At 52.6% G+C, this 24,567-nt stretch carries 19 protein-coding genes and 1 pseudogene; 9 read left to right on the top strand and 11 right to left on the bottom strand.

Annotation, left to right across the window (positions count from 1 at the left end; genetic code table 11):
- A pseudogene (locus QZ170_RS04860) lies at positions 1-221 on the bottom strand (IS5/IS1182 family transposase); the annotation flags it as partial.
- Positions 222-547: 326 nt separating this feature from the next.
- Between QZ170_RS04860 and QZ170_RS04855 the strand changes: the two are divergent.
- Genes QZ170_RS04855 through QZ170_RS04835 form a run of 5 tightly spaced genes read left to right on the top strand, consistent with a single transcriptional unit; the run spans position 548 to position 5,365 of the window.
- Positions 548-733, top strand: coding sequence for a hypothetical protein (locus QZ170_RS04855; RefSeq protein ID WP_297177962.1), 186 nt, complete (start codon positions 548-550; stop codon positions 731-733).
- Between the two features lie 41 nt (positions 734-774).
- Positions 775-960, top strand: coding sequence for a hypothetical protein (locus tag QZ170_RS04850; RefSeq protein ID WP_297177959.1), 186 nt, complete (start codon positions 775-777; stop codon positions 958-960).
- A gap of 5 nt (positions 961-965) precedes the next feature.
- Positions 966-2,090, top strand: coding sequence for a ThiF family adenylyltransferase (locus QZ170_RS04845; RefSeq protein ID WP_297177956.1), 1,125 nt, complete (start codon positions 966-968; stop codon positions 2,088-2,090).
- Positions 2,047-3,192 (top strand): ThiF family adenylyltransferase, encoded by a 1,146-nt coding sequence (locus QZ170_RS04840; protein WP_297177953.1) that lies wholly within the window; start codon positions 2,047-2,049, stop codon positions 3,190-3,192. Before QZ170_RS04845 ends, QZ170_RS04840 begins: the two co-directional genes overlap by 44 nt.
- Entirely contained in the window at positions 3,143-5,365 is a 2,223-nt protein-coding gene (locus tag QZ170_RS04835) for an ATP-binding cassette domain-containing protein (RefSeq protein WP_297177952.1), read from the top strand. Before QZ170_RS04840 ends, QZ170_RS04835 begins: the two co-directional genes overlap by 50 nt.
- Positions 5,366-5,936: 571 nt before the next feature.
- On the opposite strand, the gene nagA is transcribed toward QZ170_RS04835, so the two are convergent.
- From nagA to QZ170_RS04815, 4 genes are all read right to left on the bottom strand, one after another.
- Positions 5,937-7,109 (bottom strand): N-acetylglucosamine-6-phosphate deacetylase, encoded by a 1,173-nt coding sequence (gene nagA / locus QZ170_RS04830; protein ID WP_297177949.1) that lies wholly within the window; start codon positions 7,107-7,109, stop codon positions 5,937-5,939.
- A gap of 14 nt (positions 7,110-7,123) precedes the next feature.
- A complete protein-coding gene (locus tag QZ170_RS04825; RefSeq protein ID WP_297177946.1) occupies positions 7,124-7,705 on the bottom strand; it encodes a Maf family nucleotide pyrophosphatase in 582 nt (193 codons plus the stop codon).
- A gap of 45 nt (positions 7,706-7,750) precedes the next feature.
- Complete coding sequence (locus QZ170_RS04820; protein WP_297177941.1) at positions 7,751-8,272, bottom strand: HAD hydrolase family protein; 522 nt, start codon at positions 8,270-8,272, stop codon at positions 7,751-7,753.
- A gap of 180 nt (positions 8,273-8,452) precedes the next feature.
- A complete protein-coding gene (locus QZ170_RS04815) occupies positions 8,453-8,836 on the bottom strand; it encodes a DUF1573 domain-containing protein (RefSeq protein WP_297177939.1) in 384 nt (127 codons plus the stop codon).
- Between the two features lie 270 nt (positions 8,837-9,106).
- On the opposite strand from QZ170_RS04815, the gene QZ170_RS04810 reads away from it, so the two are divergent.
- The gene (locus tag QZ170_RS04810; protein WP_297177936.1) at positions 9,107-9,430 is read left to right on the top strand and encodes an iron-sulfur cluster assembly protein; all 324 of its coding nucleotides are present in this window, start codon (positions 9,107-9,109) and stop codon (positions 9,428-9,430) included.
- A gap of 13 nt (positions 9,431-9,443) precedes the next feature.
- Positions 9,444-10,232, top strand: a complete 789-nt coding sequence (locus QZ170_RS04805; RefSeq protein WP_297177933.1) for a UDP-2,3-diacylglucosamine diphosphatase — start codon at positions 9,444-9,446, stop codon at positions 10,230-10,232.
- Positions 10,233-10,355: 123 nt separating this feature from the next.
- On the opposite strand, the gene QZ170_RS04800 is transcribed toward QZ170_RS04805, so the two are convergent.
- The 6 genes from QZ170_RS04800 to QZ170_RS04775 all read right to left on the bottom strand — a co-directional run bounded on the left by QZ170_RS04800 (position 10,356) and on the right by QZ170_RS04775 (position 17,533).
- The gene (locus QZ170_RS04800) at positions 10,356-11,708 is read right to left on the bottom strand and encodes a sodium:alanine symporter family protein (RefSeq protein WP_297177930.1); all 1,353 of its coding nucleotides are present in this window, start codon (positions 11,706-11,708) and stop codon (positions 10,356-10,358) included.
- Between the two features lie 102 nt (positions 11,709-11,810).
- Entirely contained in the window at positions 11,811-13,361 is a 1,551-nt protein-coding gene (locus QZ170_RS04795; protein ID WP_297177927.1) for an arylsulfatase, read from the bottom strand.
- 243 nt (positions 13,362-13,604) lie between these two features.
- On the bottom strand, positions 13,605-14,390 hold the full coding sequence (nagB, locus tag QZ170_RS04790) for a glucosamine-6-phosphate deaminase (RefSeq protein WP_297177924.1): 786 nt from the start codon (positions 14,388-14,390) through the stop codon (positions 13,605-13,607).
- A gap of 35 nt (positions 14,391-14,425) precedes the next feature.
- The gene (locus tag QZ170_RS04785; RefSeq protein WP_297177921.1) at positions 14,426-15,649 is read right to left on the bottom strand and encodes an FprA family A-type flavoprotein; all 1,224 of its coding nucleotides are present in this window, start codon (positions 15,647-15,649) and stop codon (positions 14,426-14,428) included.
- A gap of 90 nt (positions 15,650-15,739) precedes the next feature.
- The gene (lgt, locus tag QZ170_RS04780) at positions 15,740-16,603 is read right to left on the bottom strand and encodes a prolipoprotein diacylglyceryl transferase (protein WP_297177918.1); all 864 of its coding nucleotides are present in this window, start codon (positions 16,601-16,603) and stop codon (positions 15,740-15,742) included.
- Positions 16,604-16,636: 33 nt separating this feature from the next.
- Positions 16,637-17,533, bottom strand: a complete 897-nt coding sequence (locus tag QZ170_RS04775) for a diaminopimelate dehydrogenase (protein ID WP_297177965.1) — start codon at positions 17,531-17,533, stop codon at positions 16,637-16,639.
- Between the two features lie 805 nt (positions 17,534-18,338).
- Here QZ170_RS04775 and QZ170_RS04770 point away from each other — a divergent pair.
- Together QZ170_RS04770 and QZ170_RS04765 are read left to right on the top strand one after the other, a co-directional pair.
- A complete protein-coding gene (locus tag QZ170_RS04770; RefSeq protein WP_297177915.1) occupies positions 18,339-23,540 on the top strand; it encodes a hypothetical protein in 5,202 nt (1,733 codons plus the stop codon).
- Positions 23,537-24,208, top strand: a complete 672-nt coding sequence (locus tag QZ170_RS04765; RefSeq protein WP_297177912.1) for a hypothetical protein — start codon at positions 23,537-23,539, stop codon at positions 24,206-24,208. Before QZ170_RS04770 ends, QZ170_RS04765 begins: the two co-directional genes overlap by 4 nt.
- The last annotated feature ends 359 nt before the right edge of the window (positions 24,209-24,567 follow it).

Raw genomic sequence — 24,567 nt, 5'->3', positions numbered from 1 at the left:
GTCTGAAGCAGTAGGATCTTGAACATCATCAAGGCATCATAGGCTGGATTACCTGTGGCGTTCTGGGTCTTTGTATACTTCTTGTTGAGTAGTGTGCGAATACCTCGCCAGTCAAGGCAAGCGCTGATCTGTCGAAGGAACGAGTGCTTCATGCGGTCGCGAAGCACCTGCGTATAAACTTGCAGGAAGCTCGGAGCGGATTCGGTTTGTTTGGCAGGCATAGCTTTCGACTATTTCAGTCATGAAGATACTAAAGATCACTGGTATACGAAATAGCCAAAATCCCGAACTCCCTTGAAATGCCGTGCAATGGTCTCTTTTATCCTTGATCACCTATCTTCGAGGAGGACGGATGGACCGCCTCTCAATGCGAAAAGCTTGCTACCATTTGCGCAATGCTCCCATTGTAGTGTGTAATTTGCTATAGAGCAAGGCTCAGGGCAATTTTATGCGGGAGTTGGAATATACAGAGAATATTGTAACTTTGACCTGTATTCAGAGTAGGTCTCAATACAATAAAAGTCTTACTAATAAATAGATAATAAGCATGGACGAGAAAGAAATTTATGGTTTCCCTTATAGCGACTCTCGCTATAATGAGGAAGAAGATGAAATGGAGTATTTTGTAGATGGCGAATGGCAATTGGAATCCGACCTAAAAGAGGATGCCCAAGAGCAATCCTATTGGATGAATGAGTATGCACAGGAAATAGAAGATCAGGGCAACTGGTAATCAGATAAGGCTCAAAATTCACAAGCTAAAATTATAAACAAATGAACAACACTCTAGACTTTAGTTTCGAGGTGATCTCGGATGAAATGCTCCTAGCTTACACGGGTGGCTGTAGTGGCAATCGTAGTGACTGTTGCACGCGTGTGTGTACACGTAATAATGAACCCGCTAATGTTGAGCAATGGGGCGCCTTCCTTGAGCTCAATGCCGGTGTGGTGCAGTACTAGGCTTCATGGAGCATAATGCAAGCACTATTTACCGACTCAATCCCTCTGTCGATATATACAAGATAGGAGACCACAGACTCGAATTCTATTTTGTTACCACACGCCAGCGTGTCATCATAAACGTATCAGGTCTCCTGATACGTTTTGTTGCTTCTGTAGATGGCATTTCTAGTGTTAATGAGCTGGCTATTCGACTCGGAATAGAGGCTGCCAATCTTCAACCTTTTGTAAACTATCTCTATGACCGGCGTATTCTCCAAGATATTGCTCAAGTTGTCTCATCTGAGAATCTATTAGCTTCGGAAGACAAGGTGCGATATGACAGACAAATCGCATTCTTTGGGTCATCCTATTCGGATGGAGGATACCTTACTCAGAAAAAGCTACAATCTAGCCGAGTAGCAATCTTCGGAGTTGGAGCTATTGGTAGCGGTATTGCACTTCAGTTAGCTATGGCAGGTGTACGTAGTCTCGTCTTGGTGGATCATACTTATGTGCAGGCCTATAATGTTGAGCGTCATTATACCTATGCTAACTCAGATATAGGTAAAAGTAAGGTGGACGCTTTAGCGGATCACCTACTTGAGATAGATCCCTCACTACGGGTTGAATGTCATGTGGCTCAGGTGTCCTATGATACAGATATCGGCACTTTTCTTCAAGGTTGTGACTTAGTGGTAAATACCATGGATGAGCCTTATATTGGCTATACGAGTGCTACTGTAGGGCGTAGGTGCTTGGCTCTCAATATCCCCCTCTTTGTAGCTGGAGGTTTTGATGCACATTTAATGAGCACCGGAGAGCTAATCATTCCTGGTAAGACTCCTTGCGTGGATTGCTATTTGAGTTATTTCAGTGCAAGCCTTGAGGGATGGAAGCCTCGCTACAATGTGGCTAGTGCACCAGCTTCACTTGGGTCCCAGACATCTCTGGAAGATTACGAGGTCGGGGGATTAGCTTCTATGGCCTTATTCTCTATTAGCTATGCTGTAATAACCATCCTAGACTATTTAGCTGCCCCTGATCAAGCCCACTCTTATGGTAGAGGTGAGTGCCTATTTGAATCGTTAAAGATTAATTACCTTAATGTCCCAAGAAACCCCACTTGCCCTAGCTGTGGATCGCTATAGCAAGCTCAAGCTTCGCCCTACGGTGGCTGTTGTGACGACGGAGGAGCGTACAGAGTTCTTTCGTTCGGATATTAGGACTGCACTTAGCTTAAAGATCCATCCAGAGATTAGCCCATTGCTTTTTTCGCTCGATGGTCTAAAGACCGTGGAGGAATGGATGGAGCATGAGGGATTGAAAGAGTCTAATTTAGCCCCCATCTTGGAGCTATTTTCTCTATTGAAGAGAGAGCATATCTTGATAGAAGTAGATTGTACCTATCCTGAGTCCTATCTCAGACATAAGCGTGTGTATGCTTTCTTGGAAAACTATGTATCTTCAACTAGCCAGGTGATTCAGGCTTTTGATCGCCTGTCCTCATCACATGTGTTGATTATTGGCTTAGGGGCTGTAGGTACCTGGGTCACTCAGTCGCTGATGATGTCAGGAGTAAGGCACTTTACCCTTGTCGATCCAGACCTTGTGGAACTTTCAAATCTTCATCGGCAAATTGGATTTGGCTATGAAGATGTGGGTTGCTCCAAGGTTGAAGCTTTCCGAGATTACCTTTGGACTAAAGATCAGACACTTGATATTGAGGTCGTAAAAGATGTCCTTGATGAAGGGTTCTTTGACCGTCATCCTGTTGTAGTTGATCTGATCATTAACTGTGCAGATCACCCTACAGTTGATGAGACGAGTAGGATTGTGGGTGACTATGCTATGGCTCATGGTATAGCGCATTGTGTCGGGGGAGGATATAATCTACACCAAACGCTCATTGGACAGATTATTATTCCTGGAGAAACGGCTTGTGTAGAATGCTTCCGAATGGAACTAGAAGAGCTAAATGTAATTGATACGAGTAATATTACACGTTTAGATAATCCAAAACGTAAGATCGGTAGCTTCCCTCCATTATCAGCCCTCTCAGCATCTATCACAAGTAATGAAGCTTTCAAGTTTTTATCTGGGATAGGACACTATTGTATGGCGAACAATCGAACTGAGTTTACTCTTAGAGAGATGAACTTTACGACTATCCCGTTTAAACGATGTCGAAACTGTATATACTGTGGCACAGAAGGACAATATTATCAGCTACCAGGGGATACAAACCCATAATCTTAAAGGGATAGATCTTCTCCTTGAAGAACATAGCTTTGTCGGTGTGTCAGGTCCTAGTGGCTCTGGTAAGACTTCGCTTGCCTATGGGACAGTGTACGCTATCGCCCAGGAAGAGTGGGGGAAAATAAATAACCAAAATCAAGGCATCTATAAGGACTATGAAATTGAAAGTTATGAACATATCAAGCCTACGATTGCCTTAAAGCAAGATAACCAGAATGTCAATCCCCGTTCCTTGCTTGCTAGTTTCCTGCATGTAGATCGAGAGTTTCGCCTGTTGTACTCTATTATATCAGAGATGAGCCCTAGTCTATTTACAATCAATAACCCAGGTAATTCCTGTCCCTTTTGTGAAGGACTTGGGGTAGTGAGACAAATAGATCCCAAGGCTCTAATCGATGAGACGCGTACTTTGCTTGAGCGACCATTTGTTTTACTTTCTAGTCCACATGATCAGGCTTTGCTACTCAAGTATGCGGAAATAAGTGGCATCCCCTGTGATATACCCTTCAGAGAACTTGCTCCAGCACAGAAAAACCAGCTTTTACATGGTCAATCAGATCAAAAGTATCAGGTACGCTATAAGCTTGGCGGTAAGATGCGTACGCACTCCTTTTACTATGTGGGGTATCTTGAACAAGTTCAATCCTTGGAGAGGGATCATGCCCACATATCTTCAGCCAAGAAGTTGGAATCGGTACAGATTCTTTTGCCTTGTTCACATTGTCAAGGAAAGCGCTTTTCAGAGAAAGTGCTGAGCTATCGTTATCGAGGTTTTTCTATAGGGGATCTTTATGCACTTGAACTGGATGAACTATCTGAATTTTTAGCGAAATCATTACTCTCGGAGACTATCCCTGAACTACGTCGCCTACTTCATAGAATTCAAGAAGTGGCACAGCGACTTGTGAAGAGTGATTTAGGCTACCTTAGCCTAAATCGTAGTATCCCGACGCTATCAGGCGGTGAGTTACAGCGAGTGCAACTTACTCGGATTATATCGGCTAAGCTTAGTGATATCCTCTATATAGTTGATGAGCCCTCTGCTAGCTTGCATGTTTCGGAGTATGATTCAGTCCTTCAGGATCTCAAAGAGCTGCAGCAACGGGGTAATACGATTCTTATGGTTGAGCATAATCCTTACTTCTTGGAACAGACAGACCGGACGATTTATTTGGGACCTGGAGCTGGGGCTTATGGGGGTAATCTTGTGGATGCTTTACCCAACTATTCTTGTGATGTTGAGTTTGGACTGCGAGCCTGTAATTCTTATACGACTTATAGTCATATATCAGCAAATAACCTTATAGATGTCTCTGTTGATATTCCAGAGGGACGTATTACGGGCATTTATGGTGTCTCTGGATCGGGTAAGACGACGCTTTCTCGTCAGCTTTCTCAGCTTAGAGAGAAAACAGAGTATATTTCGCAGAAGGTATTACGAGGAACTAAGGCTTCTACTCTAGCCTCCTATAGTGAAGTCTCTACAGAGCTACGCCAGATTTATGCGAAAAGTAATTCCTTATCTCGCCCCTTGAGCTTGTCCAACCCAGAATGCCAATGTCAAAGATGCGGAGGTAAGGGAGTTATTCGATATAGCCTAGATTTCTCGACAACGATTGTAGATGTCATCTGTGAGGATTGTTCTGGGATGAGATATAATGAGGAAACTCTATCACTAGAATATCGAGGGTTAAATTTTCGTGACTTGCTCACGCTTCCAGTGCATCAGTTGATAGAGTTAGGAATATTTCAGAATCACCCTAAAGTCCAAGCCGTGCTAGAGTGTATAGTATCTCTTGGTCTGGGCTATCTAAGCCTGTCTCGTACAACAGACACACTATCTGGAGGAGAGTCCCAACGTTTGAAGCTTATTAAGGCATTAAATAAAAAGATGAAGGGGAGGACCTTTATTTTTGATGAACCGCTCAAGGGACTTGGCAGAGCTGATGCGGTGAGCTTGATGCGCTTGTTTCGCAAGATCTCAGACCAAGGAGCCACGATCATCTTGGTTGAGCATTCCGTACTAGGGCTATCAGGGGTAGATTATGTCTTGGAGCTTGGACCAGGAAAGGGTAAACATGGAGGAAAGATCCTGTTTGCAGGGGATATAGTGACATTCAGGAACTCCTCTCATTGGGAGAAGTATCAGGCTAAAGGTGCCGTGTAACCCGTTGAAATCATTGTTGCCTAATGTTGTTCTATCAGCAAAGGGGCTCTTTGAGGAGGTGCTTTTTATCAGAATAGACAATGATATCATTAGTAGGAAAGGAAAGTATATATGATACGCTCAGATCTATTTCTCTTTCAAGATCCTCATAGCTTAGTTGTTCTACTTGAGACCATTGTACGGCATTTCAAGGGAGTTTAGGATTTTGGCTATTTCGTATACCAGTGATCTTTAGTATTTTCATGACTGAAATAGTCGAAAGCTATACCTACCAAACAAACCGAATCCGCTCCGAGCTTCCTGCAAGTTTATACGCAGGTGCGTCGCGACCGCATGAAGCACTCGTTCCTTCGACAGATCAGCGCTTGCGTTGACTGGCGAGGTATTCGCACACTACTCAACAAGAAGAGACCATTGCGCAAGCAGTAAAGAGGTCAGCTTGCGCAATGGTCTCATCATCAGAGTAGTCCCAGACTCTAACCCTATATATACGCTAGGGGCTACACTACAGCTAAGCCTGTAGTGTAGCCCCTAGTAAGAACTATATTATTGTGAGTCTCTGACGGGAAGGCTAGGAGAGATATTCCTCGCCACGCACGACACGCCCACGATGCATCACGAAGCGTAGCTCTAGGTCTTCGTCGAGGAAGAGAATATCGGCATCCTTTCCAGCCTCTAGGGCACCCTTCGTATCCTGAATACCCATAATACGAGCAGGTGTCGCCGAAGCCATATAGACAGCATCGATCAGGGGAATACGAGCCCGCTTGACCGCCGTGCGGATGAGGAGATCCATCGTCGCAATGCTCCCAGCTAGAGCCGAATGGTCGGAGAGCTTGCACACGCCATCCTCTACGATCGCATGTCCTGTCGGATCCTTGAAGTCTGGGGGCGTCCCTGTATAGAGGAGCGCATCTGTCGTCAGAGCCATCCGTTCACGCCCCTTGGTAGCGTAGGCTAGGTGCACCATCAGTGGGGGCACATGGATCCCGTCGCAGATGACCTCGATATCGAAGTCGGGCATATCTAGGATTGTCTCCACGGCACCAGGCATCTTGTAGACCCCTTTCTTGTGGGAGACCTTCATCGCATTATAGAAGTGGGTAGCGAGGGTATAGCCATGCTCCCAGGCCTCCTTGATCTCCTTCTCCCCAGCCTCGGTATGGGCTATGGCGGTCACGACACCACGCTCACGGACGTAGCGACCAAACTCCAGCGTGCCCTCTATCTCGGGGGCTGCATCCCAGCGCCGGATGATCCCCTGCCCTCGTGCCATGATCTTGGTATACTCCTCTGGACGTGCTATGCGGATGAGCTCGGGGAGCTGCGCCCCAGCCATCTTGACGGAGAAGTAGGGACCCTCTAGGTGTAGCCCTTCGACGGAGGACTCTGGGTCGGGCATGAGTGCCTCGGTACACTCGATCCCCTTCATGATCGTCTCGTAGCTGGAGGTAGAGAGTGTGGGGAAGATCGTCGTAGTACCATTCTGTAGGTGGTAGTCGGCAGCTGTGCGGAAGGCGTCTATAGTACCATCCATAAAGTCCGCACCAGCAGCCCCGTGGACGTGTGTCTCGACTCCCCCCGGTATAATATAGGATCCACGGGCATCGATCCGATAAGCATCCTCGATAGGAATATCAGAGTTGAGGATAGCCCGTATCTTCGTTCCCTCGATGAGGACTGAGCCCCCATCGATCCATCCTGAGGGCGTGTAGATGCGTCCTCCTACTATCTGTGTAAACATGTATCTGTAATTATCTATAATGTCTTGAGGTATTTGCTGACTAAGTGTACGGGCAGTCCCATCACGGTGTAGAACGAGCCCTCGATGCGAGAGATGGCCACGTAGCCGATCCACTCCTGTATCCCATAGGCACCCGCCTTGTCCAGAGGCGAGTAGCGCTGGACGTAGTAATCGATCTCCTGCGATGAGAGGGGAAGGAAATCGACTGCTGCCGTATCAGCAAAGGATAGGTCGTGCTGCGAGGTGCGGATAGAGACCCCGGTCGTGACGTAGTGCCTTCGGCCAGAGAGGCGGTGGAGCATCGCAGCTGCCTCCTCCTGCGTCTTAGGCTTGCCGAGCACCTCACCCTCTGCGAAGACGAGGGTGTCGGCCGTGATGAGCAGGGTATCCTCACGTAGGGAGGTATAGTAGGCCTCGGCCTTCCTTGTGGCGATGTAGCGGGGGATCTCCTGCAGAGGGAGTCCCTCGGGGTAGGACTCGTCAATGTCGGGCAGACTATGCTGCTCGAAGTCTAGGTCTAGCCCTCGTAGGAGCTCTACCCTCCGAGGGGACTGAGACCCCAGGATGATCCTATAGTGTGCTAGGTGCTCCCACATACCTTATATACCTAGATCTAGCGATATTGTATTCCTTCCCTTGACTTACCAACCGAAGCCTGCTGAGAGTGACCAGCGACCATTTGCCCGAAGAGTCTGCTCAATGACGTCCCGCACCACCCCATAGCCCCCGTCACAGAGGGAGATGTAGCGTGCTACGGACTTCACCTCAGGAGCCGCGTCGGCAGGGGCACAGGGCAGAGCCACACGCTGCATGATCGTGATATCAGGGATGTCGTCCCCGATGTAGGCGATCTCGTCGGGGGAGAGGCCAGACTCCTGGCAGAGGACGTCGAGCTGAGCAGCCTTGTCCGAGATACGCATGTAGATATAGGCTACACCGAGCTGTCGGAAGCGTCGCTCCATCGCCTCGCTTGCTCCCCCCGAGATGATAGCGATGGTATAGCCCTGCTTGACGGCGTACTGCATCGCATAGCCGTCCTTGACATTGACGGTACGCATCGGCATCCCGTCTGGTCCTATAGGACTGACTGTGGCGCTGACTACGCCATCCATGTCTAGGACAAACGCCTTGATCTTAGTCAGATCGAAAGGAATACTACTCATTGACTTCTTTAAAAGATTTAGTATACAAAAGTACAGCTATTTACCTAGAAACACACTACCTATCCATAGGTATTTTGCTTAGCCACCGACCTAACAAAAAGGGAGACAGCTCCAGCACATAGGCTAGAGCTGTCTCCCTTAATCACTTACCCCGGTAGAGTAAGGACAGGAGGAGCGGGGCTACTCGACCGTTCCCTTGATGCGGAGGGTGAATGCGCCGTCCTTCCCGTTGCTATAGATAGCGATGTTCTTGTAGAAGGGACCTGGGCGACCTGCGGGATTGTAGGTCACCGTGATCTTCCCGTCCTTACCCGGAGCGATCGGCTCACGGCTGTACTCGGGTGTCGTGCAGGCACAGGGAGTAGCGACACGCGTGATGACCAAGGGGGCATCCCCTGTATTACGGATGACGAAGGTATGGGAGACCTTGCCATTAGCTTCCTTGATAATTCCAAAGTCGAACTCTGGGGCTGAGGAGGTAATCACAGCACCCTTTCCGTTCTGAGCGATGACGACTCCGACGAAGAGGAGTAGTGCGCTCAAGATAAAACCTAGCTTCTTCATATCTTATAGAATATTGTTTCTATTTATATTGTTCTACGCATTCCTGCAAGACAAAGATACCTAAATATATCTAAATCCCTGCTATTAGTACGAAGTCGGCTCACTTCTGACGAGCTCAGTCCCCACAGAGGCTAGTGGCCGAGATCCCCATCGGTAGCCCCCTCCCGACTAACCTGTCCTGTGACTCGGCCCGCTCAGGACTTTCGGGCTCAACCATTAGCCCCACTCAATAGTTACCTATAGATAAAACGTATCAATACTACTAGATATATGTCCGACGAAAACGAATACCTCCGTATAGAGGAAGATATAGTCTCCGTCCTGCGTACGGTGTACGACCCCGAGATCCCAGTGAATGTCTATGATCTGGGGCTCATCTACTGCGTCGAGCTCACCGACGACAAGCATGTGACCATCACGATGACCCTTACCGCCCCCAACTGCCCTGCGGCTGACTTCATCCTAGAGGATGTGCGACTCAAGGTGGAGGATGTCGAGGGGGTAACGGGCGTGGATATACAGCTAACCTTCGACCCTGAGTGGAACAAGGATATGATGAGTGAGGAGGCCATGCTAGAGCTTGGCTTCCTGTAGCATAAGCAGAGAGATGGAGCGCACTAAGATCTTCTTCACTAGCGATGCACACCTAGGATCAGGGTATCACGAAGATCCCCGAGCCGTGGAGTGCCGACTAGTCCGCTGGCTACAGAGTATAGAGCCAGAGGCTAGGGCGGTATACTTCCTGGGCGATATGTTTGACTACTGGTTTGAGTACAAGGCTGTAGTCCCCCAGGGGCACGTACGCTTCCTCGGGCAAGTCGCTCTGATGCACGACCGAGGGGTGGAGATTCACTTCTTCGCGGGCAACCACGATGTGTGGTTCAGGGACTACCTCGCTCAGGAAGTCGGGGCGATCATCCACCATGATGCACTCACAGTGGAGCTCCTAGGCAAGACCTTTCGCCTAGCCCATGGTGACAAGGAGTACTGTGCGCAGAAGTTCTCCAATAAGTTCCTCTACAAGCTCTTTCGCAATCCCCTAGCTCGCCTACTCTATGGAGCGATCCACCCACGCTGGACTGTGGGCTTTGCCCTCAGCTGCTCCCTACGTAGCCGCCGTAGAGGGATGGCTCGGCGTACCCACGGGAGGATTCCCCATGCCTACCACAATGACTACTTCGGGGTCGAGCAAGAGCTCCTCGTACGCTTTGCCAAGTATCACTCCGAGCGACACCCTGAGGTCGATTACTACCTCTTCGGGCACAGACATCTACTCCTAGATCTAGCACTCAAGGGAGATAAGCGCATCCTCATCCTAGGCGACTGGCTACAGTACAATTCCTATGCCGTCTGGGACGGGACGAACCTCTACCTAGATCAGTTCGAGGTGGACTAGCAACCCTCACTGGGTAGCAGGAGACACTCAGTCTCGCCCCCTCCTTGCGAAGCATCTAAATATAGATAGGCGCACCATCCATCATCCGGATAGTGCGCCTATCTACTTTTGAGCGATACGGGGCTAGAGCTGGCCAGCCTTACGCTTACGTAGGAACTCCTTGTAGGTCTTCTTGACCTGTGGTGAGAGGTATACGATAGCGATGATATTAGGGATGATCATGAACCCATTGAAGGTATCTGCTAGCTCCCACACTAGGTTCGCAGCGAAGAGCGACCCCATGAAGACGAAGCAGAGGACGATGGCACGGAAGGGATAGACCCCCTTCTTTCCAAAGAGATACTTGATGTTCATCTCTCCGAAGATGTACCATCCGATGATCGTCGTGAAGGCGAAGAAGAGCAGACAGACAGCGAGGAAGATCACCCCAGCCTTGCCGAAGGTCTGGTTAAAGGCCGTCTGCGTAATTTCTACCGACTGAAGGCTCGTATCTGCGAAGGCTCCTGTGAGTAGGATCACAAGTGCTGTAGAGGTACAGATGAGGAGCGTGATGAAGACCCCAGACATGGCGACGAAGCCCTGTACCGAGGGGTCCTTGACCTCTGCCAGGGCATGTGCGTGTGGGGTAGTACCCATACCGGCCTCGTTGGAGAAGAGCCCACGAGCGACCCCATAGCGGATAGCGTACTTCATCACCGTACCTACAGCTCCCCCAGCAGCAGCCTTGGTCGAGAAGGCCTCGGAGAAGATCCCAGTAAAGACCTCAGGGAGCTTATCGGCACACATCACCATGATGATAACTGACCCAAGGATATAGGCGACCGCCATAAAGGGTACGACAAGCTCAGCCACCGAGGTGATACGCTGCTGCCCCCCCATGATGACAAGCCCGACGAGTAGGGCGATAGTCCCCCCGATGATCCAGGGCTGGACGTCGACAGCGGTGGTGATAGCGAGTGAGATGGAATTGGCCTGCACCATGGACCCGATGAAGCCCGTAGCGATGATCATGGCGATGGAGTAGAAGACAGCTAGCTTCTTCGTCTTGAGTCCTTGGTGGATATAGTAGGCGGGCCCCCCGACGATGTCGGAGCCGTAGACCCTACGATACTTCTGTGCGAGCACCGCCTCAGAGAAGATCGTCCCCATGCCGAGGAAAGCAGAGATCCACATCCAGAAGACGGATCCCATCCCCCCCATGGCGATAGCCGTAGCGACCCCAGCTACGTTCCCCGTACCGACCTGCGCGGCTACGGCTGTGGCTAGAGCCTGGAAAGAATTGACCTTGGGCCCTCCCTCGACCTCCTTCATCCCCGTGGAGGGACGAAAGGCATAGCGGAAGGCCAGGCGAAAGTGACGGATCTGGGGAAATCCCAGATAGACAGAGTAGAAGATCCCGACGCCGAGGAGGACGTACATCAGGAAGTGGTTCCAGAGGATCTCATTGAAGCCTTTGACGATATCAAGTGCATCCATACTGTGTGAGAGTTTAGTAGTGAAGTGTAGTAAGTAGTAGTGAGCGTCGTATGTTGTATGCTGCTATATGTCGGTGTATCGTGTATGTATCGTGTATCCTACTTATTCCCGCCCGGCACGTATGCGCGCCTCTAGGGACTGAAAGTAGTGGATGAGGTCAGGATGGCGGTCGGCGACGTTCGTTCGCTCCCGAGGATCCCGCTTCATATCATAGAGCTGAGGGGTCGGTAGGTACCCCGTCTCTATCTTTGGTCCCCAGGTGATCATCGGGCCGTGGGTAGAGGGGGCGATGCACTTCCACCGCTCGTTGCGTAGGCTGAGGGTCTTGTCGGCAGCCTGCTGGAGTATCCACGGACGTCCCTGGGATGAGTGTCCGAGCCAGGAGGCGAGCTGTGCACGACTGTCGGAGGCAGCTCCCTCGGGGAGCTTAACGTCCAGGAGCTCGGCGAAGGAGGCGATCCAGTCCACTTGGCTCACCAGTGCTGACGAGGGCTGTGCCCCACGTACATGCCCCGGCCAGCGGACGATCGCAGGGATACGTGTCCCACCCTCGAACGCACTGTACTTATACCCCCGATAGATCCCCGAGGGGTTATGCCCCTGCAGGAGCTCCTCGGCCTGATCTTGGTAGCCATCATCGATCACCCCGCCGTTGTCACTAGAGAAGAGGACTAGGGTATGCTCCGTGAGCCCTAGGCTGTCTAGTGCTCGGAGCACCTCCCCCACCGTCCAGTCCAGCTGGGCGATGGCATCCCCTCGGAGCCCCATCCTACTCTGCCCTCGGAAGCGAGGATGAGGGAAGCGCGGGACATGGATATCGTTCGTAGCTAGGTAGACAAAGAAGGGCTGATCTCGATGCTCGGACTGATGCCTCTCTATGAAGGTGATAGCATGTGTGACGATAGAGTCAGCTATGTTCTCATCTCTCCAGAGGGCTCCTCCCCCACCCTTCATATAGCCGATACGCCCGATCCCATTGACGATGGACATATCGTGCCCGTGGCTGGAGCGTAGGTTGTAGAGGAGCTCCGGATGACTCTTCCCCGTCGGCTCGCCTTCGAAGGGCTTGCGGTAGCTGACCTCGATCGGCGCTGTCGGATCATAGTTCGCGACCCTCCCGTCCTCGATGAAGACGCAGGGGACACGATCCGCCGTAGCCGCCATGATGTAGGAGTAGTCGAAGCCGAGATCACCTAGGCTAGGGCTGATGAGCCCATTCCAGTCCTGTGTCCCCGTCTTATCACCTAGCCCCAGATGCCACTTGCCAAAGGCCGCCGTAGCATAGCCTGCCTCGTGGAAGAGATCAGCTAGGGTATACTGCTCAGGACGAATAATCATCCCTGCATTCCCGGGTGCAACATCTGTCCCCTCCCTACGCCAAGCGTACTGTCCCGTGAGCATCCCATAGCGGGAGGGGGTACTGGTGGCAGCTGCAGCGTAGGCGTTGGTGAAGCGCACTCCCTGACGAGCAAGGCGGTCGATATTGGGGGTCTGCACGTTCTTCGCTCCATAGCACCCGAGGTCCGCGTAGCCTAGGTCGTCTGCATAGATGAGTAGGACGTTGGGGCGGGGCGACTCATCCTGCTGTGCGTGGAGCGGGAGGATGCCCGAGAGCAGAGCTAGGGCCGAGGGGGAGATCAGGAGGGGTCTCATACTGTGAGAGAGCCGTTCGTTAGTGCAGTCTATAGGTCTATTGGGGCTCAGGAAAGACGATCTCCTAAGCTGTAGAGCAAAGGTAAGTATTAGACGGTTAAATGCCAAGTGAGCTTGACATTTCGTGGTCAAGTATTTGTTCCTAACCTTATTAAATAATTAAAAGTAGAGGCTGTATCCCCGAATAAGATACAGCCTCTATAAAAAAGAGCTAACAAGAGGGTCAGCAGATCTACCGAAGGACTAGAGACGCTCGATGTCCTTGAAGTATCTATAGGTACCCACCTTGAGCTCGATACAAGCGGCTTCATCGCAGACGATGATCCCCTTGGGGTGGAGCTGGAGTGCAGTGATCGTCCACATCTGGTTCACCGAGCCCTCTACGGCCTGCTGGAGCGCACGAGCCTTGCCATGACCATTGACGAGGACAAGCACCTCACGGGCTGCCATCACGGTGCCGACGCCTACGGTGAGGGCAGTCTTAGGCACTTGGTTCACATCCCCGTCGAAGAAGCGACTATTGGCGATGATCGTATCCGTCGTGAGGGTCTTGATGCGGGTGCGTGAGGAGAGTGAGGAGCCAGGCTCGTTGAAGGCGATGTGTCCATCGGGGCCGATCCCCCCGAGGAAGAGGTCGATCCCCCCCACGGCCTCTATAGCAGCCTCGTAGGCGGCACACTCGGCCACAAGGTCGGGGGCATTGCCATTGAGGATATGCACGTGCTTGGGCTTGATGTCAATATGGGAGAAGAAGTTCGTCCACATGAAGCTGTGGTAGCTCTGGGGGTGATCCTTGGGGATGCCCACATACTCGTCCATATTGAAGGTGATGACGTGCTCGAAGGAGACACGGCCTGCTCGGTAGGCCTCGACCAGAGTCTGATACATGCCCAGGGGCGAGGAGCCCGTAGGCAGGCCTAGCACGAAGGGACGGGAGGCTGTAGGCTGAGCCTCCAGGATACGCTGGACGACGTAGTCGGCTGCCCACTGAGAGATGCCACTATAGTCGGGTTGGATGATAAGACGCATGAGGATAGTTGTTGATTATGGATTCGCTATATCTATTATATACTGTCTGGGGAGCTTGAGGCCTTGATCCGCTCGGCCATTGCCTGCCCGAGGCTCCATCCGGCATCTAGTACCGTACCCAGGTCGGACATCTTCAGCTCGACAGCCTCACCGACGAGCTCCCACTTCATCTCCTCGGCGAAGGGGAGCAGACGCTTAACCGACCCTGGAGCCCATGTGTACGAGCCGAAGGCTGCATAGAGCCTATCCTTGACGTCTCGGATACGGATGAGCTGTAGGAGGTGTTCGATCGGGGAGAAGAGCTCCCCGCAGTAGGTAGGACTCCCGATGATGAGTCCTCGGTAGCGGAAGATGTCACTGAGGATCACAGAGGGATCAGACTTACTCACATTGTGGCAGACGACCTGCTCGACACCATGAGCCGCGAGACTCTGGGCGATCACATCGGCCAGCTGCTCGGTATTGCCATACATAGAGCCGTAGAGGACGACAGCACCTGGCTCACTAGCGAAGCGAGAGAGTCGCTCGTAGAGAGCGAGCGACTCACCGAAGCCCTCCTTCGTCCATACGACACCGTGTGTGGGACAGACGAAGTCTACGTCTAGCCCCTGACGCTGCATGTTAGCCAGAGCCTTCTGTACGAAGCCCCCATACTTCCCAATCACCGTGGCGTAGTAGCGACGCATCTCTCTGAAGTAGGCCGAACGATCCGCCAGCTGGCTATCGAAGAGGATCCCATCCAGTGCACCAAAGGCGCCGAAGGCATCGGCTGTAAAGAGCGTACGACTCGTCTGCTCGTAGGTGAACATCACCTCGGGCCAGTGCACCATAGGGGCCATGAGGAAGGAGAACTCGTGCCGTCCAATACGCAGGGCATCTCCACTCTTGACCTCGTGGAGTCCCTCCGTGATCCCGTGGAAGCCCCGAAGCATATCGAAGGTCTTCTTGTTCCCCACGATCTGCATCTGAGGGTAGCGCTTACGGAGCAGACCGATAGATCCACCATGGTCGGGCTCCATATGGTTCACGATGAGGTAGTCGAGGGGACGCCCCTTGAGCACAAGGTCAAGCTTGTGAAAGAAGATATCGGAGTAGCAGACATCCACCGTATCGATGAGCGTCGTGCACTCATCGACGATCAGATAGGAATTGTAAGCGACTCCACTCGGCAGGCTCCACATATTCTCAAAGAGCGCCTTCATGCGGTCATTCACACCCACATAGTAGATGGAGTCACAGACCTGAGGGACTTGGTACATAGCGTGTATATATATTGTATAGGTATAATTGCCCTAGCGCACGGAGGGAGGGAGCACCCTCTCCACTCCGGTGCTGGGGGACTTATTCGTTCATTGGTGTGATGTCGAGCTCGGGTCTACTGGATGGCGGTAGGCGTAGATGATCAAGCCTAGGCCAGCTAGGATGAAGGGGATGCTGAGGAACTGACCCATGTTGAGCCCATAGTGCTGGACGAGGCCGATCTCCCAGGACTCCTGGACATTCTTGATACTCTCGACGAAGAGGCGGAAGCCGAAGACCCCGAGGAGGAAGTACCCGAGGATGAGCCCCGGGTAACGACGGGCTGCATCTCGTCCCCAGTAGAGGTACATACAGAGGGCGAAGACGAGGAGGTAGGCTACAGCCTCATAGATCTGTGTCGGGTGACAGGCAGGGATCGTCAGCCCCTTCTCGGCATAGCCAGCAAACTCTGAGGCTCGGGGAAAGACAAAGCCCCAGGGAAGGTCTGTCGGCCTACCGAAGATCTCACTATTCATTAGGTTCCCCAGACGAATGAGCGCTGCTGCTAGCCCCGTAGGGACAGCTAGACGGTCAAGCGTCCAGAGCATCGAGCGCTTCGTGACACGTCTCGAGTAGATCCATACGGCGACGATGATCCCTATCGTCCCCCCGTGGCTCGCTAGCCCCCCTTCCCAGACGGCGAAGATCTTGGAGGGGTTCGCTAGATAGTAGGAGGGATCGTAGAAGAGCACATGCCCTAGACGTGCTCCGAGGATGGTCCCGAGGACGACATAGACGAAGAGGGAGTTCATCCACTCGGGGTTAAGCTTCTCTCGCTTCCAAATGCGTCCCTCGATCATTGGCCCCAGGATCAGGAGCCCTAGGGCAAAGAAGAGCCCATACCAACGGATACCTCGCCCGAAGATCTCGAAGATCACGGGATCGACATCCCACGTAATAGCAGCTAGTGTCATGTGTCTCTAGTATGATTGATGTTGTTTATCCGGCTAACAGAGCTTCCCGATCCACTGCTCTCGCTCCCCGGGGAGGAGGTCGATCACGGGGATCTCCTGTAGCGTATAGCACCCAGGGCTCTGACGCATCGAGGCTCGTGCGACCGCTACGAGGATCTGCGCTGTCAGGGCTGGGTTATTGATCTTCATGTTGAAGGAGAGGAGCTGATTCTGCGTCTTGCCCGAGACCCCCTTGCGGGTCATCTCTACCCCATGCCCCATATCTATGAGGGCATCGACGTCCTCCACGACGGTGACGTGGGTCTCATCGTGAGCGAAGTATTCGTCTGCCTTGATCGCAGCGATGACGTCGGGGGCTTGGTAGCCCTTCTCCAGCTCGATATAGACCATACGGCGGTGGATACCTGTACCCGTGGGGATAGTCATCGAGAGGGCACGCTTGACCCCTGCGATCGCCTTGACGGCCACCGTATGTCCCATACTCATCCCTGGGCCGAAGTTGGTATACGTGATCCCCCGTGGTACGATAGCCTCCATGAGGGTACGTACGACCGAGTCACTCCCGGGGTCCCACCCCGAAGCAATCACCGAGACGGTGCCATGCTGACGGGCAGCCTCCCCGAGCGTACGACGTAGGGAGAGGATATCGGTATGGATATCGAAGCTATCTACGGTACGTATCCCCTGAGCTAAGATCCCGAGGGCCGTCTGCTCGACGAGACGTGTAGGCGTGCAGAGCAGGGCGACATCGACCGCCCCAAGCTCCTCGATAGAGCGTACCACAGGATAGGGGCGGAGCTCCAGAGGGACCTGCGAGGGGTCTCTACGTACGACACCTACGAGCTCGAAGTCGGCAGCAGCCTCCAGAGCCTCTACGGCATAGCGACCGATATTCCCATAGCCGACGACGGCAGCCTTGATCTTATGCATCTCAGACATTCTTTCTTTCTATTTTCTTTTAGTCAAACTCTCATTGTACCGTGTAGTATATCCGTGCAAAGATAAGAAATACCCTCGGAGCTCATGCGGAGCCTACGACGGGCTACAGAGTAGGCGTATGAATGAGTGGCTAGGCAGCGGGGGCAAAGTAGTCGCGGGGCACGAACTGAAGCGAGAAGTATCCACTCGCAAGGAGTGGGTCTACCGAGTATATACCCACTCTCTAGGAGGGTAAAGTGTACACGTGTGTACACTCTAGTATACCCACGTGTATACACTTGTGTACCCACGTGTACACAACTGCGCTCTAAGTATGACCCCGGCAGAGCTCTCTAGGGAGCACCTTCCCCAGGGCTAAGGCGGAGCCTTTCCCCGAAGGCAACGAGGGGGGAAACGAATTTGGGAGAAGCATGGGGGAGGGAATAAGCGAGCCCTCAAGCCCTCCCATTCAAGGGTCGGAGAGTATCCTGGACATCGGGACGTACTCTGCACCATGCTCGACAATGAGTAACTTTGTATAAGGGCATAAGTGTGCGTAGAGAAATGATTACAAGTACTTTTAGAAAAAGATCAGTTCGCACCCTGAACGAGCAGTGGTATGCACCTCCCTCAGCAAGCCCGCATTCCCTCCCCAGCGCTCCTACCGCAATCTCCGCTGAAAGAGCTAACTTTGGCAACTCCAAAGCCCCGCCCGTGGGCACTTCGTAAGCCGATGGCTCGTGGGTGAGAGCTCGGATCGATCTCCGGCTCCCCATAATCAGTTCAATAGGCTATAAAGCTCAATAACAATAGTTGCATGTATCGTCTCAGGCATAGTCTCCGTCTTTTCGTGCTCCTACTGACAGTCTGTTTGGGTGTCAGTGGTCGGCTCTTCGGACAGTACTATCCTATTCATGCGACAGTTCAGTGGCCAGCACCTCAGAGTCCCTACCTAGCGGACTACAGCACGGGGAGTCGTGACCGCTTGATCGTCACACTCCTAAACCGTGACCTGCAGCAGCCCTTGCTCTATGCCAAGCTTCGCCTACAGATCAAGTCCGGTAGCTTCACAGCAAGGAGCCGAGAGGACGTCAGCTATCCTCAGCTCGAGCTACAGACCAGCGTCCCCCTTCGCCTAACGGGCGTCGATCTCGCCCCCTATCTCCAGCCTCAGCACCTACAGATGACAGGACGGCTAGAGCAGGGACGGCTACCTAGTGGCTATGCCGAGCTCCAGCTCCAGGTCATCGACTACTATACGGGGCGTCCACTCTCCGACTGGCATACAGCACGTGCCTACCTCGACGTCAAGAAGCCTCCCTTCCTGAACCTCCCCGAGCGGGATGCCGAGGTCGTCCTTCGTGATCCCCTCTTCCTGCGCTTCCAGTGGACTCCTCGCCATCAAGGCCTCAGTGGCACAGAGTACGAGTTTGTCCTCAAGGAGCTCCCCGACAACGGCGCGGCTCCTCAGTCGGCCTTCGCCTACGGGCAAGAGATCTTCCGCACCCATACACGGAGCACGAGCCTCAGCTATACGCACCTTGACCCTCCCCTCCTCCCCAATCGTCGCTATGCTTGGCAGGTGCGTGCCTTGGTGCGCTCCGGGGTAGAGGAGGTCGGGATGTTTGAGCACGGAGGCCTGAGTGAGGTCAGTTGGTTCTACCTCAATGACCAGTGTGATGCCCCTCGGGGACTCCGAGCTCAGACGCGCTATGCTAAGGTCGATCTATCCTGGGGCAAGGTCGTGGGGACAACGGGCTACGTGGTGGAGTGTCGCCCCAAGACCAAGCTGAACGTCTACGAATGGGCACGCACCGAGACTGTAGATGAGCGCCTAACGCTGGCTCAGCTCAAGCCCGGCTGGACGTATGAGTGGCGTGTGGGGACTCGCTGCACGAGCGACCGCCCCGTCTTCTCCGACGTGCGAGAGTTTACGCTGAGCAAGCAGAACGAAGCCCTCCTAGCAGACTGTGGTAAGGAGCCCGTGCGTACGGATCTCCGAGGAGAGCCCCATCTGGGTATCCGAGCTGGTGATGTCGTGACGATCGGGGGCGACTATCCCATGACCATTACCGAAGTCACCGCTCTGGGTGATGGTTGGTATTCGGGGAAGGGGAAGACCCGCCTCAAAACCCTCATCGATGCCCCCATAGCCCTACGCTTCGACCGCCTACGCATCAATGTGGACAAGTACCAGATCGATGGCTTGGTCGAAGCCTCCTATGACGAGAAGCGAGGGACGATAGCCAACACCGACTATATCGACGATGGAGGGAGGGACTTGCGCCCTGCGACCCTACGCCTCAGAGAGAAGCAGCTTAGCTTCACCCTACCCGAGAGCCCACAGTTCCACTTTGACCCTGAGACGGGGACGCTGACGGTCCAGGATGCTGCAGGCAATGCTCAGCGCATAGGCCTCCAGCTCCCTGAGGGCGAGGAGTACAAGAGCGTCTTCCCACTGCTGGTCACGGACAAGGAGGGGAATAGCTATCGGATCCAACCTGTGGTACCATCTACAGATGAAGGAACCGATACGTCCTCCACCCACGGGAAGGTTACCCTCCAGTCGGAGCGTGTAGAGCGGATGGGCGACTTCGATAGTGAAGCCCTATCGAAGAAGTATGGACAGATACGCTTCAGCGGGCAGGGGGGAAGGTATGCCTTTGACCCTGGGAGCGTGTCTTGGTATCAGGAGTCCGTCAAGCTCGATCGCTTCTACAAGCCTTTTGCCAAGGACTATATTGCCCCATGGAAGCTGATCCCCGAGGGGAAGCAGGATGTGGTCACGGCAGAATACACGGGGAGTAAGGCTATCGACCCACAGAGGGTTCGCTTTGCCTCTGAGCCGAGGAGTACGGCTCTACCTGCTAGCTACGATGCGTCGAGCAAGCGCTGGAGTGTGCGCCTACCCTCCGTGTCGTCGGGGGAGAGCTATGAGGTCTTTGCCGTCTATGAGGGGGAGGTCTTGGGCAAGCTCCGTGTGGCGAGCTATGCTCAGCAGCGTCATAAGCTGACCCTAGTACCTATCAGCGATACCAAGCTCGACAAGGCACAGATAGAGCGGGAGCTGAATAGTATCTACAACCCAGTGGGTATTCACTTCGACGTCGAAGTGGATGAGCGCATGCGTGGGGACTACAGTTGGGATCGGGACGGAGACCGCAAGCTCAGCATCGTAGGCAAGAGCTTCTTCGGTCGGGTGCGTGAGGTGAAGGAGAGTGCCGAGATGGACTACCTGAAGAAGGCCTACAGCCAGCTCTCCGGTACGCTAGATGGCCTCTACCTCTTCGTCGTCGATGCAGCGCAGGGGCTGGAGGATAAGCCTCAGAGTCTGCTCGGTGAGATGCCCCGTCGGAGCCGCTTCGGGTACATCTTCTCGGGGAATAGCCCCAATGGGGGGACGTCCGACCTAGGCTATACCATCGCCCACGAGCTCGGGCACGGGCTCTTCACGCTACAGCACACCTTCGATGATGAGTACGGCGGGTCGAAGAGTCAGGGTCAGACGCGCAATCTGATGGACTACGCCACAGGCAAGGAGCTTGTAGCCTTCCAGTGGAATGTCATTTCTAATCCGGCCGTCTTCACCGCAGCAGATAAAGCCGAGGAGGAGAAGCTAAAGCATAAAAAGAGCCTAATCGCTTGTATCCCCCCCGAGCTATCCACGCTGATTATAGAGAGTGGCAAGGCTCTTACAGCGCCAGATGGTAGTGCGTTTCGCTTACCTGCGGGTGCCGTCATCCGGGGAGTATTCTATGATGATAGCTCCGCACATCCTGCCGTACATGGTAGCATTGCCTCCTTCTCTATCGGGGGACGACACTATCAGACTACAGAGCGGGGAGGCAAGTTTGCAGGCTACAGATTCCTATCTAGGCAGGATACAATCCTCTATCCGATACAGACTGCTAGTGGAGATCGACTCTCCATCAAAGTAGATGCTTCGGTCCGTACCATCACGCTCGGAGGACATATCTATAAGCTCAGCGAGGCTGACTTTGGGTGTGGATCGGAGCTCCCCCCGAGGGTGCTTGATCGAAGGCTCTTCTCTATAGACCAGGCGAGTCTCAGGCATATAGACTTTGCCAGGAAATCGCTTACCCAGAATACTACTCCTCTATCCGAGCAGGAGCCAGTCGTCCGAGCACTCACCGATGAAGTCTCTCGATTCGGGAGGGAGAAGAATTTCTTGGGCGAAGTACTAAAGGACAAGCTAGTGACTTATGCTCAGCGTAACGCCTCTCGCTTCATTGTTGTGCAGACAGAGGTCGGGACGGTATCCCTAGACCAAAAGGAGTGGAACAAGCTTGCCCTCAAGGTCTTTGTGCGAGCGGGCTTAGGGGATAGGGATATCCTCGTCACAGTACCCTATATTGGACTACAATCCCTAGGGCGGAGCGGTCGCGTGCTACACATGATCGGTGTGGCCACTGGAGCAAACGCTTCGGTCAATATCCATGGGCTACGGACTGATCATAATCCTGCTCAGCAGGAGGCTTTGGGGCGTAGTGTTCGGGACTTTGTCTTAGACCTATTCACACACACGGCCAAGAAGACGACGACCTATCGTGGCTACTTCAATGCCTCACGCGCTATATCGATCTTTGTCGATAACCACAAGGGGGAAGCTGTCAGTGGCTATCCCTACAATGTGTCGGTCATCCCCTATCTCCAGAAAGGTGTAGACACGCTGGCAACCATCATCCAACAATACAATGAGCGAGAGGGGATCCGTACGACAGGGCAGCGAGAGGGGATTATCCCTGAGGGATTTAGCTCCTCAGAGAATGAGCGATGGCTCGAGGAATACTATGCTTCAGCACTGCTTACCTACTCCAAGAAAGCTGACGACCTGACGCAGTACGAGCTCCATGAAGTGCGTATGCCCATCCACTACCGAGAACAGTATCTGGAGGCGGATAATGGCAAGGGGATCAAGAACTACCAGGCTTACCTACTACAGTACGCCTATGAGAATGTGCTGGAGAGACTGAATGCCAGTGTTCGATCAGGTTTCACCTTCCGGGCGGAACATAGTTTCACGGACAAGACGGATTGGTTCCTTGCCCGATATATAGATCAGCCAGTCTATAATACACTTGATCTGGCCTCGGTTGTCCTTGGCTTTGTGGGGCTAGATACAGCACCTGACATCCTCAATGTATTCTACAGTTCCCTACGAGGAGATTACACTAATGCCTCGCTGAACGCAGCGTCACTCCTACTCGTCGGGCCTACCAGCATCAAAACCCTTAAGCTACCGCTCGGGGAAGATGCTAAGCTGTTCAAGCTGGCGAGAGGAAATGCTTCCATCCCCCACATCGAAGCCGTCTCCGAGAAAAGGCTGATGCAACTCCAGCGTCGCTCACATGAGGTATACGGAAGTGTATCCAGCCATCCTCGGTTTAAGGCACTCAAGGAGTCTGCCCAGGAGAAGCTCCTTCAACAACTCGATGTAGCCGATGAGGCCCTCCGGCATGAACTAGCCGCTAATCCAGAGCTTATCGATGAGTTGCTTGATCTTAAGGACACAAAAGAACGGAGAGCATGGATCAAGCAAATCCTAGAGGGTATCGCCTTTAACAAGGAGCGTGCACCCTTCTACCCCTACAATGAAGTATATCTAGAGTCCCCCAAGGCGGGGAAGAGAGCTGCAGGAAAGTCCTCTACCAAGTATCAGTATGTGCGGTTAGACTCATATAACCCAAGAATGGGGGAAATAGTCTCTCGCAAGTGTACCCAGCTCAGTGAAATCTCCAAAGAGACAGCTATCCACTACCTAAAAGAGCTAGCGGATAAGTACTCGCCTGGAGCGGTGATTGCAGATGTCCCCTCCAATCGAGTGGGAGCTAATGTTGGAATCTTTGAAGAGAATGGAGGGAATATTCTCAAAGGAAGGATGATCCTTGAGGTGCCGGTGCAGAAGGAGCCTGTACCTGAAAGCGTGTTACGCTATGCAGAGAAGGAGAAAATCAAGATTAGAGATACTAACGGAAAGATATATAGTATAAAGAAATGAAACTAACATTAAGAGCCTGGAATGCTCCCTATGAGTGCTTGCAGAGTGAAGAGGATTCCTTGTATAACATGGATCGCTACAACAAAACGCGCTACTCGCGTCGTAAGAAGAAGGAGGGGCTGCTGGAGCTGGCCTCCCGCGAAGCCCACGAGAATCAGGAGGTCTACTTCGCCACGATCCTCAACGATGATGATAGTCCCTACTGCGCGATGGAGTCCAATGTGGGGTACTTTGGGCTCGACTTCCTACAAGATAACTATGCTGACTTCCTGACCTTTCAATATCGGTCTGATAGCGAGCATAAGGGGAAGTTGTTCCTAAAAGCAATCTTCTTATTCGAATGTTATCCAGGGACGACAGAAAAGATGCGACGTACGGACTTCACATATACCCACGAAGGAGGGTGCTCATCTGTCATCTATCAAGGAGAGGAGTATAATGGAACTTCTGAGGTGATCCGAACGAAGCATCCCCCGATCTCAGCGGAGGAGCTGGAGAAGCTCTGGGTGGACTACCCGAAGTTCGGAGAGTACGACCAGCTCATCCGCCTAGACCGCATCCCTCTTCTGGCTCGGGAGCGTACCCTAGAGTATACGGACAAGGAGTTTCCCGCCTTCCGAGAGCACCTCCAGCAAGACATCGAGTGCTACCAGCACCCCAAGGAGTGACCCCAAGGTGTTGTCCACCGAGAGTAACTGTACCAAGTCATATTCTCTGAGAGGCTAAAGTCTTTAATTCGATCTTCGATAATATAGAATGATGTATCAGTTAATTAAACGAATGCGAGCCGTATGGATGGAGATCTATGAGGACTCTATTTTCATTACGACGACCAACAAAAAGCGTACTTACAATACCCACTGATACTCTTTGGATGGTGTCTGCCTAGAGAGGCTCCAGTTCCTGTATAGTCCCTATGCCAAGATCCCCGAGCTACATAAAAGTCTGTGGTTCGTCCATTATGCAAAGAAATCACCTCTGGCGGGGACTATGAATATATTCTCGCTCGATGGGGAGCTAAAACAAT

The organism is uncultured Porphyromonas sp. (assembly GCF_905372525.1).
GTDB lineage: Bacteria > Bacteroidota > Bacteroidia > Bacteroidales > Porphyromonadaceae > Porphyromonas.
The sequence above is the reverse complement of the archived record's forward strand: the minus strand, read 5'-3'. Positions and strand labels throughout refer to the sequence as shown.